The organism is Paenibacillus sp. ACRSA (assembly GCF_022346845.1).
Taxonomy (GTDB): Bacteria; Bacillota; Bacilli; order Paenibacillales; family Paenibacillaceae; genus Paenibacillus.
The window spans coordinates 45,560-69,850 of sequence record NZ_JAKRNP010000018.1 but is presented as its reverse complement, the minus strand read 5'-3'; the positions used below and the strand labels follow the sequence as shown (position 1 = coordinate 69,850).

Below are 24,291 nucleotides of genomic sequence, written 5' to 3'. Positions count from 1 at the left end.
TGTGTTCAAAAAGGTTGGTTGCTAGAATTTTTGAACAACCTCTATTTAGAGGTGATCTACCCGAAATGAAGCAGTGCTGCCAAAGCTTCCGGTGAGCCTGGAGGCGTGGCGGAGAAGGGCGTAGTTAGCATGACAACAATGATGAAGACGATAAAACAAGCAAATAGAATACAGCTTAGGGCAAAGCCGCGGTTACGTTTCTTCATAAACAGTCGAATGCCTGTTACAAACAGCAGTATAGTTACAGCTACCAGAACGATGGACATTGCAACATAGGCTACGCCGTATAGTGATTCGAAAAATGACTCCATTTTCTTCTGAACGCTCCTTAGACCCTCATATTTAAGCCTTGCTAAACCATTCTTTAGTAGCATACGACAGATTGAAGCGTTTGAAAAGCAACCCGGGCGTCTGTCCGTTTCCTTGAACAAGCCTATAGACTTTTTCACTACAAAAGGGGCCTTAGCCTTGGACAGACATCCAAGAAAAGAGGTCTCCTGTTGAGTATGTATAAAGAAGAACCATGGCACAGGAAAGGAGATCAGTCGATGTCGAGACAACTTGCGAGCAAGTGGCTAAAGACAGCAGCCCTATTGAAATATCCAGTAGCAGCCGTTCATATTCCACAGACGATGGCGTTCAATGCAAGAAATCTACAACTTATGCTTGGCCGTTATGGCATGGTATATATTAAACCGATTGTGGGTGGAGGAGGTTACGGTGTAATCAGAGTATCCACAAGCGGAGGAAGTTATCGTTATACCCATATGAAAGTAACAAGATCATTTACCAACTACGGTCAGATGTATCGTTCTCTAATGCGAGTAAAAGCTAAACGCAGATACTTGATTCAACAAGGAATCCATTTAGCTACGATTCAAGGTAGACCTGTAGATTACAGGGTGAAAGTAGTTAAGACTGAACGAGGTTGGGTTTTCCGAGCAGTAGTGGGACGTTTGGCTCGTCCAGGGCTGTGCGTTACCAATATAAGCAAGGGAGGAACCATGCTGTCTGGCAGAAGAGCACTACAGATGTCACTCCCTCATATCTCGAGCAGACATAAACGTCGTGAAATGCGTGCTTTAACCCTCACATGTACACGTATTATGGAAGTTCAATTTCCAGGGGTAGGACAGCTTGGGTTTGATTACGGTCTAGATTACAGCGGAAAGATATGGATTCTTGAAGTGAATACCAGACCCCAGTGAATTGTGAAAAACACTAAATAAATCCAAATGTGAATCCGATAATATTAGTAGATAAAACTGTGAGAAAACGTTTGAAATGACATCACTTCGGGTAAAGTACACGCAACTACTCCTGAAACTATGAATTATTGCCAAAAAAATTCGATGTTAAACGTTCTGGTAGAAACGGACGAATCCTGTGCATAAATACTATCCACATTATACACGTTGTTTAATCAACATTTTTACCATTTATCAACAAACTATGCACAGGATTTCCACAAAACCTTGTGGATAACAGAACGCTTGTTCTCTATATGAATCTCTGATATGATAGTTTTGAGGAAAATAAAGGAAAGGTTGTGGCGGGAAATGGCTATGTTATCCGATGAGATGTTGTTGGATTCCTACCATAAGGCGATTGAACTTGATCTCGAGAGAGATTTCATCGCGCTGCTTTTGGCAGAAATTCATAAGCGCAAACTGGGTACTGACGTATCTGCCATTCTTCACTAGAGATCCTCATTGCAGGCAATGTTTACAGGTTTCCGGACATGTCCCACATTGCGACAGGCTGTATAGTGCCTGTCTGACAGTGGTGACAGTACATGAGATGAATGCAACTGCTTCCTTCTTCATCTGAAGTGCTGGAAGTAATTGAAGTCGCATAAGGACTATATGGTCCGGTGTAGTCGTTTAATTTGCCGCATTCTGATAGTCCCTGAAGGCAGTGGGGACAAGCCTGCTCGGGTACAACCAGACCGTTACACAGCGGGCATATATAAGACAAGGGTATCCCTCCTGAATATGTAGTGTTCAGGAGTAAGATACCCTTTTTTGTAGCTTTTATGTTATTCAAGTAGTCTGCAATTACCCTAGTGCTTCTCAGTAAGGATAACGATCCTTTTTTAACTTGATTTATTTGGTCTGTCCGAACGGATTAGCGTTTCATGTTACTGCTATGTCCTGGGGACAATTTAGCATCTGGATCGAAGTATACCTTGGCGTTGTTGACTGCTGTTGGCGCTTCACCAAATCCTACGGCAATCAGTTTAAGCTTACCAGGGTACGTTGTGATATCGCCGGCTGCGAAGATACCTGGGATTGATGTTTCCATCCGTGAGTCAACAACGATGGAGTTGCTATCAATCTCGATACCCCACTCTGCGATTGGACCGAGGGAGGACACAAAACCGAAATTGACGATGACGTCATCTACTTCGATTTCTTGAGTTTCCTTCGTTTTGACATGAGCAAGCGTAACCTTAGTGATCGTTTCATCCCCGTGAAGCTCAGTGATCTCGGTAGGTGTAACCACATTAACCTTAGAGTTCATGAGGTTCTCTACACTGTGCTCGTGTGCGCGGAATTTATCACGACGATGGATCAGAGTTACTTGCTCTGCGATCGGCTCGAGCATAAGTGCCCAGTCTACAGCGGAGTCTCCACCACCACTGATGAGTACTTTTTTGCCAGCAAAGGCATTAAGATCGCTGATGAAGTAGTGCAGGTTCGTTTTTTCGAACTTCGCTGCACCTTCAAGCTCCAAACGACGTGGTTCAAATGCACCTACACCCGCTGTAATGATAACAGCTTTGGCATGATATTCATTCTCATCGGTCTTTACGATGAAATGCTGTTCTTCTTTTTTCTCCACGGATACCACTTTTTCTTCAAGGCGGATATTCGGGTTGAAGTGACTCATTTGCTCAATCAGGTTGTTTACGAGTTCTTGAGCAGTGACTTTCGGGAATCCAGCCACATCATAGATATATTTTTCCGGATACAAAGCTGCAAGTTGTCCACCCAGCTGGGGCATACTTTCAACCAGAGTAACGGAAGCTTGCCGCATTCCACCATAAAATGCGGCGAATAGTCCTGCAGGGCCGCCACCAATAATAAGTAAATCAGTCATTTCATGACCGTTAGTTTGTGCAGTCAACAATCAACAACACCTTTCGTATTTTAATAGGTAGTTAGCAGGAAGAAATATGCACGATACATATTGTAACCAGCGTAGGTACCGAACTGTCTTTCCTATTATAAACGGTGTATTCTGGGTTGCAAAGTTAGCTGCATCACTAATCTGAGAAGAAATGATGAAGATCACATGAGAATAGGGTGAAATTGGAAATGAAAGGTTATGAAAAATAACAAAAAAACCCTTGATCTTTACCAGAAATACAGATATCCTTGACCTGTACTATGTGTTTTTTTGTCTAATATAAATCTTCTTTTTTTGTGGGTTGAAGAATAAGTACAACATGTTGAATCTTGTGTATAATTTCACAATTTTGTGGAGCTCCATGAGTGGTTCTTCCATTTAAAATACAATTTTCGCATGACAATATAAATTGTTGTAGAATGCTGGAGTAAAAATTCAAATAAATTCGCGAAGTTAACATTTGTCGTCATAATGGATAAGACCTCATCCATATTTTTAATTAAATGCATGTTGTAATGATCCACACGAATGGCTGATGCGAGCGAAACCGGAAGGGGTAAAGACATGAGCAGTATTCCCAAAATCGTCATCCTTGGCGCGGGTTATGGCGGAATCCTGACAGCCCAAAGGCTTCAGAAAGAATTAAATTATAACGAGGCCGACGTCACATTAGTGAATCGGCATGATTATCACTATATAACTACACATCTACATATGCCGGCAGCCGGTACAGATACAATTGAACACGCAAGGGTCTCCATTTCGAAGCTGATTGATGAATTCAAAATTGATTTGGTCAAATCGAATGTGAAAGAGATTCGTTTACAGGATCGCAAAATCATTTTGGAGGATGGTACATTATCCTATGATTACCTCATTATTGGTTTAGGCGGTGAACCGGAGACGTTTGGCATTCCAGGTATGCTGGATCATGCAATGACTATTCGCAGCATTAACTCGGTCAGATTGATTCGTGAGCATATTGAATATCAATTTGCCATGTACAAAAATGACAACAAACGTAATCGAATCAACTTCGTTGTAGGTGGGGCAGGCTTCAGTGGTGTTGAATTCGTAGCTGAGCTTGCGGATCGTATCCCTAAGTTGTGCAAAGAATTCGACGTGAATCCCAAAAATGTACACATTTATAATGTGGAAGCAGCGCCTTCAGCTCTACCAGGCTTCGATCCAGAACTTGTTGAACATGCAATGAACGTGCTGAAGAAAAAAGGAGTTACCTTCAAGATCGGCGTTCCGATCAAACAGTGTCTACCTGACGGAGTTATTGTCGGCGAAGGGGAAAAGATCGATGCTGCTACCGTCGTTTGGACGGGTGGTATTCGAGGGAATGCATTGTTGGAGCAGGCAGGTCTTGAAGTTATGCGTGGACGGGTGAAGGTGGATGAATATCTGCGTGCACCTGGTCATGAGGATGTGTATGTGATTGGTGACAACTCACTTGTATTCAACGAGGAAGGGCGTCCTTATCCTCCGACAGCTCAGATTGCAATGCAACAAGGAGTGAACTGTGCGATCAATGTCGTTGCAACCATTCGCAAAAAAGAGCGGCAGCCTTTTGTATTTACGAGCAAAGGTACGGTGGCATCCTTAGGAAAAGGTGAAGCAATCGCTGTTGTGGGCGGAAAGAAATATAAAGGCTGGAAAGCAGCACAGCTGAAGAAACTGGTTGATCTCCGGTATTTGTTTATCATTGGTGGCATTCCCCTGGTTCTGAAGAAAGGGCGGTTCTTTGGATGAGACATTGCAGTGTTCAAGTTCGAGGGCTATTAACAAGGGATGAGCTGGATCGGTATAACGCCTTAATGCAGGTTGGGGGGTATCTGGAGGATCAGAATCAGTATGATCTAGCCTATATCGTGCAAAAAGAAGTAGATATTCTTATACTGCCTGCAATCGAGCGCCTGAAGGAGAAGAGCCGAGACCGAGATCGTGCAACGGCTGAGTTTCTGGAGTCATTGAAAGCGGTTGATGATGAGGATTGAATAGTGTAGCTTACAACCGTTACGAGTAAGAAATAAAAGCACCGCGTTCCATTCTGATGAAGGATGGCTTCGCGGTGCTTTGTGTATTTTACAGTTTCAACATATCTTCCAGTGATGACTCATTCAGCAGACTACCGACATAGAAGGAGCCGAATTCCCCATAACGAGCACTTACTTCATCAAAACGCATCTCGTAAACGAGTTTCTTGAATTGCAATGCATCGTCCGCAAACAGGGTAACGCCCCATTCCCAATCGTCGAATCCGACAGAACCGGTAATAATTTGTTTAACTTTGCCCGCATAGCTGCGACCAATCATGCCGTGACTGCGCATCATCGTACGGCGCTCATCCATGGACAGCATATACCAGTTATCATTCAACTCGCGTTTTTTGTTCATTGGATAGAAGCATATATATTGGCGTTGTGGCAGGACAGGTTTCAGGCGAGCGATGATCTCTGGGTTCTGCATTGGATCTTCGCCTTCCTTGCCGAGGTAGTTACTAAGCTCAACTACGCTGACATAGGAATAAGATTTGGTCGTATATTGAGCGAACATCGTTTTGTTGAACGCATTTTCAACCGCCTTCAGGTCTTCCAGCGTCTCACGTAGGTGCATCATGACCAGGTCAGCTTTTTGTCCAACAACGGTATACACGACGGTGCTTCCTTTGGATGAGTCCTCGACCTCTTTCCATTCTTTCCAAAATTCTTGAAGCTCGTCCAGAGCGACAGCGCGCTCCTCGTCGTCGGCTGCTTTCCAAGCGGCCCAGTTAATAGATCTGAAATCATGCAGGGCGTACCAGCCCTCCAGAGTTGATGCTGCTTCGTTCATGGGTATTGTTCCTCCTGCAGAATATATTTCCAAATCCCTATAAGAGGTTATTCAAAAGTCAGCTTTGAACACGCACAATAAGGGATGGTTAATTTCTTAATCGTTTACATTGTATCCCAACAAGAAGCAGAAGGGCAAATGAACAGAACGTGAAGATAGGAAAATTTGTCCAGAAAGTTCGTTGCTTCGCCACATTTTTTACGGTAAACTAACTACGAGTTAGACAGTAACACGAGTCGGTCGAAAGATGAGGTGAACGTCACCCGATGCAGTTTATACCTGTGCTGGTATTAATGGTATTATTTTTCGTAATGATGTTCGGGATCGGTTTCATTCTGAATATGTTGATGAAGACAACCTGGTTTCCCTCATACTTGTTTGTGATCGTCATTCTGCCTATAGTCGTGTATTCGTTATGGGATCAGACTGTGCCGCTTACGTCACATCTAGGATCATTTCAGATCGTAGATTATCTCACAGGTGTGGCTGGTCTTGCTGGAGCCGTCATCAGCGGTTGGACCATACGTAAACTCCGTCTAGGCGGGTACAAAATGTTCTAAGACATGTTGTTCTAAGAGATGATCAAGAGGCGTTGCATACGGATGTAGATGAGAAGCTCTGACCTTTATCGTAACCGCTTACGTGGGCGAAAGGAAGGGCTTTTTGGCTTGGCTAAAAAGTGGAATAGTGAAGAAAGAAAGCTTCATATACATATAAGAGTATGTTCTCAAGATGTTCACTTGTGTTGTCAGTATCATATTTATATAGTATTCTAGCAACTCTACGAAAACGTGAATGATGTCGACGTAGGACGAAACGGAGCGAGAACGGGTTCGTTTTTTACCTGTTTTTGAACATTTGATCATTCTATATTTGTGATAGAATAGATAAACACACTTTTGGAGGCTATTCAAAAGATTCGCTTTTGAACATATATTTGAACATGACTTTTGGGGAGAAGGAGATCAAGCCATGCGCATGAAGAATTTGCTGCATTATACTGAACATCATCGATACTGCGTATACAGGGAGTTTGGACTTAGTGCCCTGGATGACCGTATGCTTACCGGAGCGTACCAGCCTATGGTAGGTGCCTTTGCGGTTGGCTTGTATCGACTGTTATTTCAGCATCTTCCCGGTGAACAGGTTGGCTATTCCCCGCTTGAACAACAACGAAGATTGTTCATGACGCTCGGGCTTGAGCCCAGTGAGAAGGGGCGTAAATATTTGATCGAACAAGCTTCCAAATTGGAAGCTGTAGGTCTGCTTCAGACCTCGCGTTTATATATTCCGGAAAATGATGATTACATTTATGAATATGAGCTGCAGCCACCACTGTCGCCCTCGGAATTTTTCCGTACACAGCATTTGACACTGCTGCTTCGTGACAAAATTGGCAAGTTTGCTGTGCTTTCCCTACGTTCTGGATTCTCGGCAGTAGAGAATGGCGATGCGCCTTATCCGGCAGCGAATAAAGAGAATATTTCCGTACCTTTTTACGATATATTTGAACTCAATACTCATGTCATTGATTATGAGTTGGAGCAAGCCTTGTCCGAAGTATCTACTTCGGCTCAGCGTAGCGGGACAACCCTTGCTGCAGAAGAGAACAGCTTGAATTATGCCGACATTATTTTACGTTTTCCACGCGAATCTGTGAATCGGCGTCATGTGGAGAAACTGAGATTCGATCATGAACAGCTTGGCATCGTGAATTATGTTGTGAACAAGTTTAGTCTCAGTGTGCAGGATGTATGCCGTTTATTGGATGAAGATGATATCTTCAGTCCTCAGGGACAACTGCTTCTAGATGATCTTCAGCATAGGGCGAGCTTACAGTTCAGACAGACGAAGAAACGTCAGGAACAGCAGACTGTGCAGGCAGCGAAGGTCGTTGCACTTCGCCAGCATCTGGATGAACCAGAGCAACAGAGTGATTCGGAGGAGCCACCTGTAGAGCATGTGGTGCAGATGGAGTATTACGTTGAAGTCCCTCCACAATTCGCAACCAAATGTGACATTCACCAATATAATATGATGTTGCGTAACGAACCATATACACGACTTCTTCAGACATTTTTTCCTGGAGCAGTACCGGATAATCTAGTTGATATTTTTGAGAAAATCGATCTAAGCTACAAGTTGCCAGGAGAAGTCATTAATGTACTGATTCATTACTTGATGCAGCTTCTTGTCTCTGGCGGTGAGCAACGGATCAACCGTAATTTTGTTGAGGCCATCGCGTCCAACATGCTGCTGAAGCAAGTGAATTCGTACGAGAAGGCGGTTCAATATATTCGCGATCAGTCGAAGGTGAAAGGCAAGCAGGCTTCTGGTGCAGCAGGAACCCGTACCCGTACATACGGCAAAGGAGCCAAAGCCAAGCCGGAAATTCCGATTGTGCAAGATATGACAGCCGACGGCGATGCCGTGTCTGAGGAAGAATTTGAAGAGATGATGAGGTTCGCTCAGCAGATGCAGGCGAATAAACAAAAAGGCACTTCATAGCAGGATATTCTAAAGACAGCTTCTTCCTGAGAGGAACCGCCTATTATAAGAGCACAACATACAGCCCTTCAACTTCCTGATCGAAGTGAAGGGCTGTATGTTTTCTCACGTTATATTACAAGGTGTTCAAACAATATCTCAGACGATCCTGATCAATGTTACCTCAGAATCGTTGTCGCCTGATTGCCTGCGTAATCTTCGATAACCAGCTTCAATGAGCTATTACTGGATGCTGGTGTGAAGGTCAGTTCACTCAGCTTCGTTCTGCCCCGAATGATATACGGGAACTTCTGTGTAACATAAGTGACACCAAATTCGCGTGCTATTCCATTTTCATACACATAGATTTTGTACCAGTCCTCCAGATCAGGCAAGGCAAGTGTGTATTTTCCTTCTTTTACTGTAACCTTATCTTTGGGGTATGGGGTAACTTGGAGATCTGCCAGTTTACCAGTATAGGTTACCGGAGCATGATCACCAACGGCGATATTTAATACGTAATGTTCACCATTGGTCGGAAGTCCTGTCAGTTTGGCGGACGGTTTGCTATTTTTAATTTGGAGTGTCTTAGTAAAAGGTTCATTGGTATATTCCGTTTCCAGTGTAAGCTGGATGGAATCATTACCTTTAGATTTCTTAGGTTTCTTCCAGCTAACGATAGCATCACCATTCGACTGGAACTTCACGTCAATATCTTGAACTGCAGTATTTAAATTATAAGGTAGAACGGCTTCTTCACTCTCGGTACCGTCTGCCCCTACAGCTCGTATGGATAGTTCACCAGACCGCTGTTGAAGTGATTTAATGTAAAACGTGGAATCATAAGCACCGCCAACAAATGCACCATTTTCATATATATTATATTGCTTGACCTCTGAATAGTCCTTCATATCCCATGCGACGACCAGTTCATCGGTATTGGTTAGCGCTTTGGTAATATGGAATCCATTGGGAGCGTCGGGTACAATCGCTGAACCGTCAGTTATCCGGATCTGACCAATGTTCATCTGATAATTTTCAATGGTTGTATGGTTCGGATCAAAGGAAAGTCCAAAAGCGGCAATCGTCTTACCTTGATATGCATTTAAATCCAGTGAAACAGTCTCCCAGCCTGCTGTACGTTTCCCCGAATGAGGGACATTAACGTAGACTACGTTCTCGGGTGCGTCTTGGAAGATTAGTCCTACGCGTAGAGAGGAAGCATCATCAGTAGACGGCTTGTTATATGTTAAGTCCAGTTTCGATTGCGCGTTGACGGACAGATCAGTCTTATACAATCGAAGGAAGTTGTCTGCGCTGAGTGTACCATTTACAACAAGAGAGCTGCCACCTTGGAATGCGCCAATGGTGTCATAGTTATATCTAGTGCCTTTTTCATAGGTTGGACCATAGTCGAAATCTACACTGAGTTTGCTGCCTTGGCTTTCCATCCACCATTGCCAGGTGACAGGAATGTCCTGAATGTTGATGTTGGACCATTCTTTATCATTGGATACAGCACCATTCAGATAATACTGTAGGCCATGCCCAGTATTGAAGTTGGTTGCAAAGTTGGAGCCTTCAATGACGGAGCGCTCGGTAAGGTATGCGGCAATACCATCCCAGTTGGCACCAGATGCATACACATCTGAAAGGTTAGCTGTGGCGTTGCGCCGTGCATTCGTAGGATCCTGATTCGGACCAGACCACCAAGCACGATCACGAACAAAGGTCATCCATTGGTACTCATCCTCTGCCCGATGATTGGTGCTACCGTCACCCATCTCCTCATCTAGAGCATTATGGGTGAAGTCTGCACCTAAGGTTGCAATGCTGTTCATCGGTTGGCCGTTCTCATCCAAGTTGTTACGTAGATCATAGGATTGCTTCCAGCGTCCAAACTTGTCATGCCCACCTTCAACACCAGCGAATACCGTTTCTAGTGGATCAAGTCCTAGGCTGATGGCATGGTCTCGTGAATCGCGAAGCATATTGTGGTTCCACACATAATTCAAAAAGATTGAATCAGAGACTCTACCTAGAATCGAATCTTGGACAAAGGGACTGTTGAGTCCGTTAAACTCGTTCTGATATTGAATTTTGCCGGTTGTATTAATAGTGGAATCGTACCACTGCACATATAAACCTTGATCTCTAAGATACTTCATGAATTTTTTGTACGATGGGATATCCTCTGGAGCTACACCACGGGCAACCTCCTCCTGATTGAAGAAATATCCGTCATAGTTATAGTATTCCGCCATCTCGGCTAATTTCTCAGCTACAGGGAAGTTACCGTTTTCGTCTTGGATGAGCATTTGTTTATAAGTCTGAGGGCCGCGGTCATTATCGGAGAAAAAGATGTTAGCAATGGACTTCACGCCATTCTTGTGAGCTGCGTTGGTGTACGCTGGGTTGGGAATGTTCAGAATGCCAAATTCAAAATACTTTTCCGTCCATTCCTTGCTTGGGTCGTACAACTCTTCAGGAACTCCAGCTGACGCCATGCCGTGCCAGTAGCTGTAGTAGTCCGTATACTGCCAATAATTAAAGAGGTATTGACTGAATTCGTTGGTATATGGCGTGCTATCAAAGAAGGCATTACCATAATCACCACTCATCGTGAATAGTTGGGTGTCTGGATTAAGCTCGGGATAAGCTTGTGTGGCAGCAAATGCCTCATTACGCGGTTGCAAGGGAACATGGGCACGAAGTAGTTCTCCATAGATATCACTTTCGGGTGTCCAGTTCAGAATCTGAGCAGCGGTATACCCATGCTGATAGGGCTGATTAACCCCCTTGGCACTTTCGCCAGTATAAGGGAGCGTGTCTCCTGCATACACAGACGAGGCTAGAACCTGTCCGAGAAGTGCAGTTGTGAGCATCATGGACGTTACTTTGGGCATGAAGCCTTTCGGTTTGATTTTACGTGTCATGCTGTTCCTCCTTCAAGTGGGATGAATGTAAGGCTTTCTTTTACAGAAAGCTAAACTTACTGGTTAACGATAGTGTATAAAAGCGTTTTCAAATAGGGCGAAATTAAAGAAACACATGTATAAATTAAAGAAAAGTTCAAGGTGTTCGGTCTATGTCAGGAGGCGAATGATATAATTCAATACAGAAAAACAGCATCGGAGGGAACTCGCGACTTGAAAATTGTTAGCGTTTACAATAATTTCTTCAAAAATAATATGTTTATGAAAATGCTGTTCATCTTCTCGATGATTTCAATTGTTACGATCATAACGCTGTCTTATCTTATCTTTCTATCTGTATCTGATTCGACTATTCGCCGGGAGCTGGCCATTCAGAAAGCCGCGATGGAGCATGTGGATCGAACCATTCATCAGCAATTTGAAGCAGTGCAGAACATGGTGAGGGACATGCATCAGAATGAGGCATTATCCACCAATATCACCTACCTGATGAACCACACATATGCGGAGTATGTTCAACATTTAACGAATGGTTATTACGCCAATCAAGATGATTATTCGGCAGATGTGCTTAAGCATTTTCAGAATATCATGGATCGCAATGCAGAGATTAATCATCTGATGTTATACAGTGCTGAGCAGCAGGATCTGTCTGTCTTTAATCAAAACAAGCAGTTCCGCAAGCTGAGTACCAATGCTGCTCACTCTTACATCCCTGACGTGATGGCGATGGAGACGCCTAATATCAGTGCCCCGAATCTATGGATTCGTAAAGAGATTAAGCAATGGGACCCTGCTCTGTATGCCATTCGTGTTCCGATTAATGACTCGCATACGCTTCGCAATCTTGGGCAGTTTCTTGTGTTCTTTGATTCAAAAGGAATCGGTAATGCGCTCGATAATTATGACAGCAATCTAAAGGGAGACATCGTGGTGCTATCAGCCAAAGGCACAGTGTTATTTGACTCCAACAATAATTATTACGGAAAGAAGTACCCTTATGTGAATATGGCTGATTCACTGTTTGACCAGACAGATATGGATGAAATGAAAAAAGAGCAGAACATGTATGTCAATAAGTTCGTCTCGGCAGATCAGGGTTATGTCGTTATTGGCACGGTTCCTGTGGAAGAAATGGCTGAAGCCTATGCGGGTATTCGAAATACCATCTTCTCCATTAGTGTCGTATGTCTTTTGTTCGCTGTACTCGTTCCCGCATTTTTCATTATCAACTTTGCGAAGCGTACCCGGCGGATTATTCGCTTCACCCAAAAAGTGAAATACGGGAATTTGCAAGCACGTATTGTTGATGCAAGGGATGATGAGCTTGGGCAAATTTCGCATAGCTTCAACGATATGTTGGACGAGCTCAACCTATACATTGAACGAGTGTACAAAGCGGAGATCAAACAGAAGGAGACAGAGCTCGTCGCGCTACAGGCACGTATTAATCCGCATTTTCTCTATAATACGCTTGAAGTTATTCGAATGAGGGCCATATCTCAGGGGGCTAGAGATGTGGGTGAGATGATCTACAGTCTATCTGTACTGTTCAAGAGCTTGGTACAACAGAAGAAAAATTACACATTGAAAGATGAGATGGAGGCTTGCCGTTTATATTTGGAGTTATTTCGTATCCGCTACAAGGATATATTCATCTATACAATCCAGATGGATTCTATTTTTTATCAGTATCCCGTGGTCAAGCTTTCTCTACAGCCGATTATTGAAAATTATGTCGTTCATGGAATTCGCACAGAACGCTCGGACAATCGGTTATCCATCATTGTGCAAGAGAAGGGCGATATCGTACAGGTAGAGGTTAGAGACAACGGAAAGGGCATTGAGCCTTCACGTTTGACAGAGATTTTGGAAGAGTTAGAACGTCCTGAAGAGTCAGGTCAGATGTTTGGTCTGCGAAGTGTCCATAGTCGGTTGCGCTACTTATATGGGCCCGAGTTCGGAATTACGATAGAGAGCACTTTAGGAGAAGGGACACGAATCACGGTGCGTTATCCACATACAGAAAGGAAGGGTGTGTAACATGTATAAAGTATTTATTGTAGATGATGAGCCATTCATCATTGAAGGGTTATACGATATTGTGGACTGGTCTTCATTTGGGTTAGAGATCGTGAATCATGCGGGTAATGGGCAAGCAGCCCTCGAAGCACTATCTTCTCAATCTGTGGATATTCTCATTACGGATATATCGATGCCCATGATGAATGGCTTAGATCTAATTCGCGAAGCAAGACGACTGCAACCTGAGGTTAAAGTGATTATTCTAAGTGGTTTCAATGAATTCGAATACTTAAAAGAAGGCATGAAACTTGGCATTGAGAATTATCTACTTAAACCGATTAATGTGGAAGAATTGGAATCGACGCTGGCCAATACGGCTTCCAAACTAGATCGTGCCGTTTCACCTAAATTAAATAATGACGCCTATGGTATCCAGATTCTGAAGGACAATATTCTGCACCGCTGGTTAACAGGACAGATTGCAGATACTGAATTTGAGGAACGTGCTCGGTTTATGAACATTTCGCTAGGAGCGTCATATGTTGCCGTTGCCATCCTGCGCAATAAGGATCAAGAGCCCACCTCAGACGTCGTATTTGAACAAGTGGAGCAGTTGCTAAGGAACAAGCCTAATTTCAGCGTGTTTCATGATATCGATGGAGATATTGTCATTGTTGCCAATGTTGATGGAGATGATGAACAGAGGTTGATGGAGAGGATAAAGGGATTATATGAAGCAATCTCGGTAACACATCCTGCACTGCGGATCGGGATGGGACGATTGATGCAAGGATTATATCATGCACCGTCCAGTTATGCAGATGCCAAGACAGCACTTCAGTATGTCATGATCTATCCCGATCTGAAAATTATTGATTATGCCGTGTTAGACAAATGTGGAAATCAGGCAGCTACGTTCTTTATTGATTGGAGGGATTATGCCAAGCTTATTCTGTCCCGCAATGGCGAACAGCTTGCTAACCGCATTCGCACAGATTTTGAACAACACCGTGATGGACTCACGCCAGGGGAGCTTCAGAATACCGCACTGGAAGTTGTTATTCGTTTCAAAATGGAGCTAGAAGCGATTAAACATTCGGATGAAACGGCGATGTATCAAGAGGGGCTTCGTCTTGTATTAGATAGCATTACCTTTGATGAACTGGTGTTAGCCATTCAGCAGGTTGGTCTAAAGACCATTCAATCCTTGTTACAGGATTTGAAAAATCCGATCGTGAATCAGGTGCTTCAGCATATCGACAAACATTACGCAGACGAGCTCTCCCTGAAGCTGCTAGGAGCCCATTATCATTTGCATCCAGTATATCTAGGGCAATTATTTCATAAGGAGACAGGTGAGACTTTTGCTGAATACCTCAATAAATACCGGATTGAACGTGCGAAGGAGCAGTTACGCAATTCCAATCTGAAGGTTCATGAGATCGCCCGGAATGTAGGGTATTGGGAGACCGGATATTTCTACAAACAATTCCGCAAGTATGTGGGTATTTCGCCGACTGATTTTAAAGTGTTTGGATGATGTAGGATTGAAGAGCGAAGTGACAGAATAAAAAAGACATTCAGATAAACAGTGGCATGAAAAGAATTAGGTGCCATATGTTACCTGGCATGTCTCTTTTTTTGTAAGCGTTTTATTAAAAAAAGAAAAAATTGAATGATATAGTCTGTTTCTCTTTAATTTGTACCTCGAAACCTTAAGTTTATCTTCTTTTTGTAAATGCTTTCATTCGATAAGGTTAATGTAGTTAGTTTGTAATGCTGAAGGGAACACGAAAAGGGAGGGTCATAAAAATGAGTAAATCAAAAAAACGTTTCTCACTCGTTCTTGCATTGTTAATGGCTGTTACGCTTGTTCTTAGTGCATGCGGGGGGAGCAACGAGACATCAGAATCCGGAGGAGCGGGAGATGACTCGGTCGAGTTGATCTGGTACACCATTGGTACACCGCAAAAGGATGTTAATAAAGTGATGGAGGAAGTTAGCAAGTACACCAAAGAAAAGATTAATGCCACAGTGACAATGAAGATGGTTGACTGGGGTGATTATCCACAGAAGATGCAGGTTAACGTAGCGTCTGGTGAACCAATGGATATCTTGTTTACTGCTTCTGGCGGATTCGATTATGTCCTAAATGCGAGAAAAGGTGCGTTCATGGAACTAGATGAACTGCTTCCTGAATTCGGTAAGGAGCTTACGGATACAATCGATCCAGCCTTCCTTAGTGGCTCCAAGGTAGACGGACACAATTACGGTATTCCAGCCAACAAAGAGCTGCCGCAGCAAGAGGTATGGCGTTTCAACAAAACGCTGTTAGATAAATACAAGCTGGATATGTCCGGTATTCGTACGTTAGACAGTTTAGAGCCTCTGCTCAAAACGATTAAGGAAAATGAGCCAAGTGTTACACCGTTTGGCATGGATAAGAACTACGTTCCATATGTGCCATATGATTATGTTATTCAGAACCTTCCAATGGCAATCAAACTGGATACAACCGACTACAAACTTGTGAATATCTTAGAAACACCTGAGATGCAAGAGGCACTTACTACCATGAATAAATATTATAAGGCAGGTTATGTATCGCCAGAAGCGGCAACAACTGGCTCCACGAACGACCTTACCACATCAGGCAACTGGTTCCTAGATCGTGCACAGACACAACCGATGGCAGATAATCAATGGTCTGCAAGCTATGGATATCCGGTTGTTTCCACACCAGCAAGTGATGCAATTATTACGAATACATCGGTACAAGGATCGATTATGGCCATCTCAGCGAACTCGGAATATCCAGAGAAAGCAATGGAATTCTTGAACCTGCTGAATACAGATCCGGTTCTCCGCAATATGGTTGACTCCGGGATTGAGGGCACTCATTACAAAAAAGTAGATGACACCCACATGGAGAATCTGCCTGAATCGAAAAACTACGATATGCCTTCATACTCCCTCGGGAATAACATGCTGCTGTATCTGAACAGCAATGACCCGGATAACAAATGGGATGAGTTCAAAAAGTTTAATGCTGAAGGTGTGAATTCTCCAATCCTCAGCTTCAACTTTGATGCAAGCAATGTATCCGCCGAACTTACGGCTGTACAGAACGTGAAAGAGCAATATTGGGCAGCTTTGATGACAGGCACACTAGACCCGGCAACCAATCTAGATCAGGTGATTGAGAAATTCAATCAAGCCGGACTGGAGAAGGTAATGGCTGAAGCCCAAAGCCAACTGGATGCCTGGAGAGCGGAAAACAAGTAAACGTAATTCGTAAGGATCGGGCGGCTGCTAATTGCGTCCGATCTTTTTTTATTCAGAGCTTGAAGGAGGATATCCACAATGACTACATTTTTAAAAAATCTGATTAAAAACCGAGTCATGCTGTTCATGGTACTGCCTGGTGCCATCTGGTTTTTCTTCTTCTCTTATCTGCCACTCGTGGGCACGGTGGCTGCTTTCAAGGAATATCGAGTCAGTCGCGAAGGCTTCTGGGCAAGTCTGATGAAGAGTGAATGGGTAGGCTGGGACAATTTCAAATTTCTATTCAGTACAAATGACGCATGGCTGATTACGCGAAATACCCTCTTTTATAATATCGCCATTATTTTTTTAGGGCTGGTTTTTGCAGTAGGGTTAGCCATTCTACTCTCGGAGCTCGTTAACAAACGGTTAGCTAAGTTATATCAAACAGGGATGTTCCTTCCCTACTTTTTGTCCTGGGTTATCGTTGGTTACTTCGTCTTCAGCTTCCTGAGCATGGATCGAGGCATGTTGAATCAGATTATTGGTTGGTTTGGCATGGAGCCGATTCAGTGGTACTCCGAGGCGAAGTATTGGCCGTATATTCTGGTTTTTGTCGCATTATGGAAAACCATTGGTTACAACAGCATCGTGTATCTGGCATCTATTCTGGGGATTGATCGTTCGCTGTATGAAGCAGCCATGATTGATGGAGCGAACAAATGGCAGCAGATTCGCAACATTACGATCCCATTGCTGTCACCGATCATTACCATTATGACCTTGCTGGCCGTAGGTCGCATCTTCTATGCCGACTTTGGACTGTTCTATCAGGTGCCAAGGGACTCGGGTACACTCTTCTCGGTTACGAATGTTATTGATACGTATGTCTATCGCGGCTTGAAAACAAGCGGAGAGATTGGAATGAGTACAGCAGCGGGATTGTATCAGTCGGTTGTGGGCTTTGTGCTTGTCATCATCTCCAACTATGTCGTTCGCAAAATCGATAAAGACAGCAGTTTATTCTAGGACGAGGAAAGGAGTGAACCATTATGGCTCAAGCTCAACTTGTAAAAAAACGCGACTTCCACCATGTATCCAGTGGCTGGAACGTGATGATGAACCTCATTGCCGGTCTATTCGCTCTGATCTGTGTATTTCCATTTATTTTTGTCGTTATTATCTCGTTTACGGACGAGAAGGTGCTGGCTCGTGACGGGTATCGACTGATTCCTGCAGAATGGAGCCTTGCGGCCTATCAGTTTGTCTGGCAGAGTGGCGACACATTGCTACGTGCTTATGGTGTGACTATTTTGGTGACCGTGCTTGGTACGATCATCAGTCTAATTCTCATGTCTCTGTACGCTTATGCGATCTCACGTAAGAGCTTCCGTTATCGGAGATTCTTCTCCATTTTTGCTATTCTGACGATGTTGTTTAACGGCGGGATGATCCCGACCTATATGGTTGTATCCCAATTGCTTGGACTAAAGGATACCGTATGGGCACTTATACTGCCGCTTGCGATGAATGCCTTCTATATTATGATTCTTCGTACATTCTACTCTACGAGTGTGCCGGATGCCGTTATTGAGTCAGCACGAATTGATGGTGCTGGTGAATTCTATACGTTTTTGAAAATTGTTATCCCGTTATCCTTGCCAGGTCTGGCGACCATTGGACTGTTTAGTACACTGGGCTACTGGAACGATTGGTTTAATGCGCTCTTATACATTGATAACCCCAATCTGGTTCCTCTGCAATCGATGCTGATGCGGATTGAATCAAGCATTCAGTTTATCCAGCAAAACTCGGCCAACAGTTCAATGAGTCTAGCGGCGATGCAGTCTATTCCACAGGATACGTCGCGGATGGCGATGGTTGTGCTTGCAACGTTGCCGATTATATTCGCTTATCCATTCTTCCAGCGTTATTTCGTGCAAGGATTGACGGTGGGAGCAGTCAAAGAGTAGTCAAAACAGTAGTTGAATGACTCGATTGGATTGGAGAGATTACAGAATGATGATATATAAGGATACCAGCAAATCTGCAGCTGAACGGGTAGAGCACTTACTAAGCATAATGACGATTGAGGAAAAGGTAGGACAGCTTGTTCAACCCTTCGGCTGGCAGACCTACACGAATAATGAGGGAAACATCGAGCTGACTGAGTCATTCAAAAAGCAAGTGAAACAAGGGGGCATTGGTTCCCTTTATGGTGTACTTCGAGCAGACCCGTGGACTGGCGTGACCCTAGAGAACGGATTATCTGCGAAAGAAGGAGCAGAAGCGGTTAATCTGATTCAACGTTATGCTATCGAGCAATCTAGACTAGGCATTCCCATCCTCATCGGTGAAGAATGCTCCCATGGGCATATGGCGATTGATGGAACCGTTTATCCCGTTCCTCTTCTGCTGGGGAGCACTTGGAACGTAGATCTGTATCGAGAGATGTGCCGTGCAGTGGCACGAGAGACTCGTGCTCAGGGTGGTGCAGTCACGTACTCACCGGTACTGGATGTCGTGCGTGATCCACGCTGGGGACGAACTGAGGAATGTTTCGGTGAAGATCCGTATCTCATCGGGGAATTGGCCGTTGCTTCGGTACAGGGGCTTCAGGGTGAGAGCCTTGCCCGCGAAGATGCGGTAGCTGCGACGTTGAAGCATTTTGTTGGTTATGGTAGCTCAGAAGGCGGGCGTAATGCAGGACCTGTGCATATGGGCTGGCGCGAGCTGCTGGAAGTCGATCTGTATCCTTTTCGTAAAGCGGTGGAGGCTGGTGCGGCCTCTATTATGCCTGCTTACAACGAAATTGATGGTATACCTTGTACGGTAAATAGCGAATTACTCGATCGCATATTGCGTAGAGATTGGGGCTTTGAGGGTCTGGTCATTACAGACTGTGGGGCAATTAACATGCTGGCAAGTGGGCATGATGTTGCGTCCGACGGATTGCATGCATCGGTTCAAGCGATTGAGGCTGGCATTGATATGGAAATGTCTGGCGAGATGTTTGGACAGTATCTGGTGCAGGCTGTGACCGAAGGGAAGCTTGAAGTAAACGTTCTGAATCAGGCTGTACGTCGTGTACTGGCACTGAAGTTCAGATTAGGACTGTTTGAGCAGCCTTATGTGGATGCGGATCAAGCGGCTGAAGTGATTGGAAATGAGCAGCATATCAAGCTTGCTCGTCAATTAGCCGCGGAAGGGGTTGTATTACTCAAAAATGAAGCCGCTACACTCCCGTTATCTACAGCAACGGTGGGACGGATTGCCGTTATTGGACCCAATGCGGATCAAGCATACAATCAGCTTGGCGATTACACATCGCCCCAACCGAAGTCCAAAGTGGCGACGGTGTTGGATGGTATTCGGAGTAAGCTAAGTGGCAGAGCGAACAACTCCGGCGAAACAGACGTCAAGGGACATATGCATACTCAACAGAAGCTAGCGCAACATGCCGTGCGCTCGAACGCTTTGCAAGATACGGATACAGAGCAAGTGCTCTATGCACCAGGGTGCCGTATTCGAGGGGATTCAAGAGAAGGATTTGAACGAGCAATCGCAGTGGCAAGTGAAGCAGATACGGTCATTATGGTCGTGGGTGGATCGAGCGCTCGTGATTTTGGAGAGGGCACGATAGACCTGAAGACAGGCGCTTCGAAGGTGTCTGATAACACATGGAATGATATGGAGTGCGGCGAAGGCATTGACCGTATGACTTTAGGGCTTGCCGGTGTACAACTGGAACTCATTCAGGAGATCCATAAGCTTGGCAAAACACTGGTTGTGGTCTACATCAATGGTCGCCCGATCGCAGAGCCGTGGGTTGATGAACATGCCGATGCCATACTGGAGGCTTGGTACCCAGGCCAAGAGGGAGGACATGCAATTGCTGACATTCTGTTTGGTGACGTGAATCCTTCAGGTCGTTTGACAATCTCTATCCCCAAGCATGTAGGTCAGCTTCCGGTCTATTATAACGGTAAACGGTCTCGTGGCAAGCGTTATCTAGAAGAGGATTTGCAGCCACGTTACTCCTTCGGATATGGCCTCAGCTACACGACCTTTGAATACAGCGAGCCGCAGCTTAGTGCGAAGTCAATGACTACGGGTGAATCAGTTACTGTATCGGTGCATGTGACCAACACAGGCAATTATGCAGGAGCCGAGGTAGTCCAACTGTACATTTCCGATGTCATAAGCTCCATTACCCGGCCAGCGAAGGAACTTAAGGGGTTTGTCAAAGTGAATTTGAAGCCGAGTGAGACACGAAATATTGAATTTTCTATCGAGGCAGAGCAGCTTCAATATATTGGACGCGAGCTGAAGCATGTTGTTGAAGCGGGACAATTCCACATTCATATCGGTCGCAACGTAAACGATACCCAGATGGTCGAGCTGACCGTAGAGGAGGCGTAAATCTTGGAACGTATCAGACGATTTATTCGTGAGTTATCCGAACAGCAGTGGCTGGAGCAATTGCAGTTGCGCAGTTGGGACATTCACCGTGCTTATTATAATGTACCGGGGGACTACAAGGATCAGGGTGTGTATCTGGAAGGGCAGGATTTCGAACGGTTTCCGAGCAAGCAGGGAACAACCTATTTCTTCAGAACACGTATAGAGATTCCTAACTCTTGGCGGGATGCGCCGTACGGACTGGTCTTTGAAACTGGAGGAGAAGGTTTGTTACGGGTAAATGGACGCTCATATCAAGGGCTGGATCGCAATCATACCTACGTTACGCTTGATCCGTCCCAAGTCGGAATCTCCCCTGAACTGGAAATTGAGATGTTCGATCCAGTTCCTGAACCTGTAGATCCCTTGAATCAACAGGCAGTCATTCAACCACCGATAACTTCGATTACCAGCTTGCTGGTGAGACCGAATGAAGCGGTTCGTAGTCTGATGTACACAGTCACTATTGTACGTGATTCGGCTACATTGCTGCCGGAGAGTGACTTTCGACGGGTACGGTTGCTGGAAGCATTGTATCAGTCCATGGATCAATTCGTTGGTTTGACGGATGAAGAGATTAGACAGGGAGAACACATTCGTGAGATTGAGAAGAACTTGAGGCATCAAGTTCATCAGATCGGCGGTAATGCGGAAGGGCTGGAGCATATGGTGGGACAGTCACACATTGATATCGCTTGGCTGTGGCCTGTACGCGAGACGGTACGCAAAACAAGTCGGACCTTCTCCACTGTGGATGCACTAATGAATGAATACCCTGGATATGTCTATTCCCAGAGTCAGCCTTTGCTGTATGCCTTCCTGAAAGAGCATGACCCTGAACTATATGAACGGGTGAAGCAGCGGATTGCGGAGGATCGGTGGGAGTTAGTTGGTGGCATGTGGGTTGAGCCGGATCTGAACATTCCAAGCGGTGAATCATTGATTCGTCAGATGTTATATGGTCAACGTTTTTATATGGAGGAGTTTGGCAAGACATCGAATATTGAGTGGCTGCCGGATACGTTTGGATACTGTGCTTCTCTTCCCCAGATTCTGAAGCATGGGAATGTCAATTATTTCATGACCACGAAGCTGGGCTGGAACGACACGAATGTATTCCCCTATGATCTCTTTCACTGGGTTGGTATAGACGGTACAGCGATTTTGTCCTACCTCAATCATGGAGTTAATGAACATACCTTGCCGAAGGATATCCACGACCACTGGCAGTCATACCGGGAGAAAGCAGCACATCCCGAGCAAATGCTCTTATACGGACATGGTGATGGTGGTGGCGGGGTAACACGCGAGATGCTGGAGTACGTGGATCGTGCGAGTCTTATGGTAGGCCAACCTGCAAGTCGATATAGCACAGCCGGAGCCTTTTTTGCTGGGATTGAACAGGAACAGCCCGTTCTTCCAAAGTGGCATGGCGACCTGTATTTGGAGCTGCACCGAGGAACTTATACGACCCATGCACGCAACAAACGTAATAACCGCAAAGCAGAAGTGCTGTATCGTGAAGCCGAGTTATGGAGCACTCTCGCTTTCCCGGATATGAGTGCAGACACGGAAGCTGAGATGCGTTCGACACTACATGATGGCTGGAAGCTAATATTGCTGAATCAATTCCACGATATTATTCCAGGCTCGGCCATTACAGAATCTTATGTCACCTCAGATGAGGAATACAGGCAAGTATTTGAACTAGGTACGACTGCTCTACATCAAGGTATCACAGCATTGATGAAAAGAATGGACACACAAGGGCCAGCTGGCTCTGCAGCCTACGTTGTGTTTAACAGTCTCGGGTGGAAACGCAATGCGATCGTTCGTCTTCCATTCCATGATGGCTTTGATCGATATGCCATAGATGGAGAAGGTCAGCGTTTGCAATCAGATCTGGAAGAGAATGGAATATCCATTTTTGTGACAGATATCCCGGCGTTTGGATATAAGACGATCTGGCTGGTACCGGAAAATACAAGGGATACCCATGTACGAGAACTGGCGAATCATGCTGGGCAACCGAGTTTTAACGATACATGGGAAACGGCGTTTTACCATGTACAGTTTAACGAACGAGGAGAGATCACTCGTTTATGGGATAAGCACGCAGAGCGAGAGATACTGAAACCAGGTGAACGAGGCAACCAATTTCATTTTTTCCATGACCGTCCGACACTCTGGGATGCTTGGGATATTGATAACCGTTATGAAGATCAGATCGCTGGTGAAGTGCAGCTGTTGGAGAAAAAGCTCGTGCTGGCGGGAACGACGAAGGATGTACTGCGCTTTCAATGGAAGCTTCACCAATCGGTGATTACGCAGGATGTTGTCTTTTATCACGACTCACCTCAGATCGATTTCGAGACCCATGTGGACTGGAATGAAGAACATAAGCTGCTGAAAGTGAGCTTCCCAATTGATGTAGTAACGTCCAAGGCTACATTTGAAATTCCGTTTGGCGCATTGGAACGACCAACCCATCGTAACACGAGTTGGCAGCAAGCCCAGTATGAAGTCTGTGGACATCGCTTCGCAGATGTATCGGAATACGGTTATGGCGTGAGCCTGCTTAATGATTGCAAATACGGCTATGACGTGCAGGGTAGCACGATGCGTTTATCTCTGCTGCGTGCTCCGAAATGGCCTGACCGAACAGCTGACCTTGGAGAGCATACATTCACATATTCACTGTACCCGCATGAAGGAGATTGGCAGCAAGCACATATCGTCCGTCAAGCAGCCGAACTGAATCATGAACTAACTGTCCAGCATACAGAACAGAGTGAAGGTGATCTTCCGGCAAGAGGAAGCTGGATCCAATTGGATAGTCATCATGTCGTGCTGGATACCGTTAAACCGGCAGAGGACGGCTACGGACAGGTGCTTCGTTTCTATGAATCTTCAGGTACCCGGGAACGTGTAACTCTGCAATGGTCGCATGGGTTGGAGCAAGCCTGTCTCTCCAATGCTTTGGAGGAGGTTGGCGAGCCATTAGATATCACCAATGGTCAGATCACTTTGACCTTTGCCCCTTACGAGATTAAAACGGTGCTATTGCGCTAAACGTTTTTCAACTTTTTATAGGAGAACGATTTTTCTCTTTTTATATACATCATTCAATTTATTTAAAGGAGTGCAT

18 protein-coding genes are annotated in these 24,291 nt (G+C 44.9%); 13 read left to right on the top strand and 5 right to left on the bottom strand.

Going from position 1 to position 24,291, the window contains the following annotated elements; genetic code table 11:
- Positions 1-56: 56 nt before the first annotated feature.
- Positions 57-311 carry a hypothetical protein gene (locus tag MH215_RS26925; RefSeq protein ID WP_239294043.1) on the bottom strand — a complete coding sequence of 85 codons (255 nt, stop codon included), beginning with the start codon at positions 309-311 and terminating at the stop codon, positions 57-59.
- 237 nt (positions 312-548) lie between these two features.
- On the opposite strand from MH215_RS26925, the gene MH215_RS26920 reads away from it, so the two are divergent.
- Complete coding sequence (locus MH215_RS26920; RefSeq protein ID WP_239294042.1) at positions 549-1,208, top strand: YheC/YheD family protein; 660 nt, start codon at positions 549-551, stop codon at positions 1,206-1,208.
- 351 nt (positions 1,209-1,559) lie between these two features.
- Positions 1,560-1,703 (top strand): sporulation histidine kinase inhibitor Sda, encoded by a 144-nt coding sequence (gene sda, locus MH215_RS26915; protein ID WP_024632651.1) that lies wholly within the window; start codon positions 1,560-1,562, stop codon positions 1,701-1,703.
- A gap of 22 nt (positions 1,704-1,725) precedes the next feature.
- Here the strand turns inward: sda and MH215_RS26910 are convergent, their stop codons facing one another.
- A complete protein-coding gene (locus MH215_RS26910) occupies positions 1,726-1,977 on the bottom strand; it encodes a hypothetical protein (RefSeq protein ID WP_239294041.1) in 252 nt (83 codons plus the stop codon).
- A 150-nt stretch (positions 1,978-2,127) separates the two neighbouring features.
- Positions 2,128-3,129, bottom strand: coding sequence for an NAD(P)/FAD-dependent oxidoreductase (locus MH215_RS26905; RefSeq protein ID WP_128103433.1), 1,002 nt, complete (start codon positions 3,127-3,129; stop codon positions 2,128-2,130).
- 567 nt (positions 3,130-3,696) lie between these two features.
- Here MH215_RS26905 and MH215_RS26900 point away from each other — a divergent pair.
- Both MH215_RS26900 and MH215_RS26895 read left to right on the top strand, forming a co-directional pair.
- Positions 3,697-4,890: an NAD(P)/FAD-dependent oxidoreductase gene (locus MH215_RS26900; RefSeq protein WP_239294040.1), complete on the top strand. Its 1,194-nt coding sequence runs from the start codon at positions 3,697-3,699 to the stop codon at positions 4,888-4,890.
- A complete protein-coding gene (locus MH215_RS26895) occupies positions 4,887-5,135 on the top strand; it encodes a hypothetical protein (protein WP_056702403.1) in 249 nt (82 codons plus the stop codon). The genes MH215_RS26900 and MH215_RS26895 overlap by 4 nt, the downstream gene beginning before the upstream one ends.
- Before the next feature lie 88 nt (positions 5,136-5,223).
- Here the strand turns inward: MH215_RS26895 and hemQ are convergent, their stop codons facing one another.
- Positions 5,224-5,970: a hydrogen peroxide-dependent heme synthase gene (hemQ, locus tag MH215_RS26890; protein ID WP_056702405.1), complete on the bottom strand. Its 747-nt coding sequence runs from the start codon at positions 5,968-5,970 to the stop codon at positions 5,224-5,226.
- A gap of 266 nt (positions 5,971-6,236) precedes the next feature.
- Here hemQ and MH215_RS26885 point away from each other — a divergent pair, with 266 nt between their 5' ends.
- Together MH215_RS26885 and MH215_RS26880 are read left to right on the top strand one after the other, a co-directional pair.
- Positions 6,237-6,530 carry a YuiB family protein gene (locus tag MH215_RS26885; RefSeq protein WP_056702407.1) on the top strand — a complete coding sequence of 98 codons (294 nt, stop codon included), beginning with the start codon at positions 6,237-6,239 and terminating at the stop codon, positions 6,528-6,530.
- 412 nt (positions 6,531-6,942) lie between these two features.
- Positions 6,943-8,478 (top strand): replication initiation and membrane attachment family protein, encoded by a 1,536-nt coding sequence (locus tag MH215_RS26880; protein WP_239294039.1) that lies wholly within the window; start codon positions 6,943-6,945, stop codon positions 8,476-8,478.
- A gap of 158 nt (positions 8,479-8,636) precedes the next feature.
- Here the strand turns inward: MH215_RS26880 and MH215_RS26875 are convergent, their stop codons facing one another.
- Positions 8,637-11,393, bottom strand: coding sequence for an endo-beta-N-acetylglucosaminidase (locus MH215_RS26875; protein ID WP_239294038.1), 2,757 nt, complete (start codon positions 11,391-11,393; stop codon positions 8,637-8,639).
- A 213-nt stretch (positions 11,394-11,606) separates the two neighbouring features.
- Between MH215_RS26875 and MH215_RS26870 the strand changes: the two genes are divergently transcribed.
- From MH215_RS26870 to MH215_RS26840, 7 genes are all read left to right on the top strand, one after another.
- On the top strand, positions 11,607-13,436 hold the full coding sequence (locus MH215_RS26870; RefSeq protein ID WP_481857491.1) for a sensor histidine kinase: 1,830 nt from the start codon (positions 11,607-11,609) through the stop codon (positions 13,434-13,436).
- A 1-nt stretch (position 13,437) separates the two neighbouring features.
- The gene (locus MH215_RS26865; RefSeq protein ID WP_239294037.1) at positions 13,438-14,958 is read left to right on the top strand and encodes a response regulator transcription factor; all 1,521 of its coding nucleotides are present in this window, start codon (positions 13,438-13,440) and stop codon (positions 14,956-14,958) included.
- 272 nt (positions 14,959-15,230) lie between these two features.
- A complete protein-coding gene (locus MH215_RS26860; protein WP_239294036.1) occupies positions 15,231-16,703 on the top strand; it encodes an ABC transporter substrate-binding protein in 1,473 nt (490 codons plus the stop codon).
- Between the two features lie 78 nt (positions 16,704-16,781).
- Positions 16,782-17,711 (top strand): ABC transporter permease, encoded by a 930-nt coding sequence (locus MH215_RS26855; RefSeq protein WP_239294035.1) that lies wholly within the window; start codon positions 16,782-16,784, stop codon positions 17,709-17,711.
- Positions 17,712-17,734: 23 nt separating this feature from the next.
- On the top strand, positions 17,735-18,655 hold the full coding sequence (locus MH215_RS26850; RefSeq protein WP_239294034.1) for a carbohydrate ABC transporter permease: 921 nt from the start codon (positions 17,735-17,737) through the stop codon (positions 18,653-18,655).
- 46 nt (positions 18,656-18,701) lie between these two features.
- Positions 18,702-21,104: a glycoside hydrolase family 3 N-terminal domain-containing protein gene (locus tag MH215_RS26845; RefSeq protein ID WP_239294033.1), complete on the top strand. Its 2,403-nt coding sequence runs from the start codon at positions 18,702-18,704 to the stop codon at positions 21,102-21,104.
- A gap of 3 nt (positions 21,105-21,107) precedes the next feature.
- The gene (locus MH215_RS26840) at positions 21,108-24,215 is read left to right on the top strand and encodes an alpha-mannosidase (protein WP_239294032.1); all 3,108 of its coding nucleotides are present in this window, start codon (positions 21,108-21,110) and stop codon (positions 24,213-24,215) included.
- Positions 24,216-24,291 lie beyond the last annotated feature (76 nt).

What these genes read in the sequence shown, in the direction of transcription:
- MH215_RS26880 (WP_239294039.1), top strand. Translation starts at nt 6,943, where the DNA reads ATGCGCATGAAGAATTTGCTGCATTATACTGAACATCATCGATACTGC.
- MH215_RS26895 (WP_056702403.1), top strand. Translation starts at nt 4,887, where the DNA reads ATGAGACATTGCAGTGTTCAAGTTCGAGGGCTATTAACAAGGGATGAG.
- MH215_RS26865 (WP_239294037.1), top strand. Translation starts at nt 13,438, where the DNA reads ATGTATAAAGTATTTATTGTAGATGATGAGCCATTCATCATTGAAGGG.
- MH215_RS26875 (WP_239294038.1), bottom strand. Translation starts at nt 11,393, where the DNA reads ATGACACGTAAAATCAAACCGAAAGGCTTCATGCCCAAAGTAACGTCC.
- MH215_RS26850 (WP_239294034.1), top strand. Translation starts at nt 17,735, where the DNA reads ATGGCTCAAGCTCAACTTGTAAAAAAACGCGACTTCCACCATGTATCC.
- MH215_RS26860 (WP_239294036.1), top strand. Translation starts at nt 15,231, where the DNA reads ATGAGTAAATCAAAAAAACGTTTCTCACTCGTTCTTGCATTGTTAATG.
- MH215_RS26900 (WP_239294040.1), top strand. Translation starts at nt 3,697, where the DNA reads ATGAGCAGTATTCCCAAAATCGTCATCCTTGGCGCGGGTTATGGCGGA.
- MH215_RS26855 (WP_239294035.1), top strand. Translation starts at nt 16,782, where the DNA reads ATGACTACATTTTTAAAAAATCTGATTAAAAACCGAGTCATGCTGTTC.
- MH215_RS26920 (WP_239294042.1), top strand. Translation starts at nt 549, where the DNA reads ATGTCGAGACAACTTGCGAGCAAGTGGCTAAAGACAGCAGCCCTATTG.
- MH215_RS26925 (WP_239294043.1), bottom strand. Translation starts at nt 311, where the DNA reads ATGGAGTCATTTTTCGAATCACTATACGGCGTAGCCTATGTTGCAATG.
- MH215_RS26885 (WP_056702407.1), top strand. Translation starts at nt 6,237, where the DNA reads ATGCAGTTTATACCTGTGCTGGTATTAATGGTATTATTTTTCGTAATG.
- sda (WP_024632651.1), top strand. Translation starts at nt 1,560, where the DNA reads ATGGCTATGTTATCCGATGAGATGTTGTTGGATTCCTACCATAAGGCG.
- hemQ (WP_056702405.1), bottom strand. Translation starts at nt 5,970, where the DNA reads ATGAACGAAGCAGCATCAACTCTGGAGGGCTGGTACGCCCTGCATGAT.
- MH215_RS26845 (WP_239294033.1), top strand. Translation starts at nt 18,702, where the DNA reads ATGATGATATATAAGGATACCAGCAAATCTGCAGCTGAACGGGTAGAG.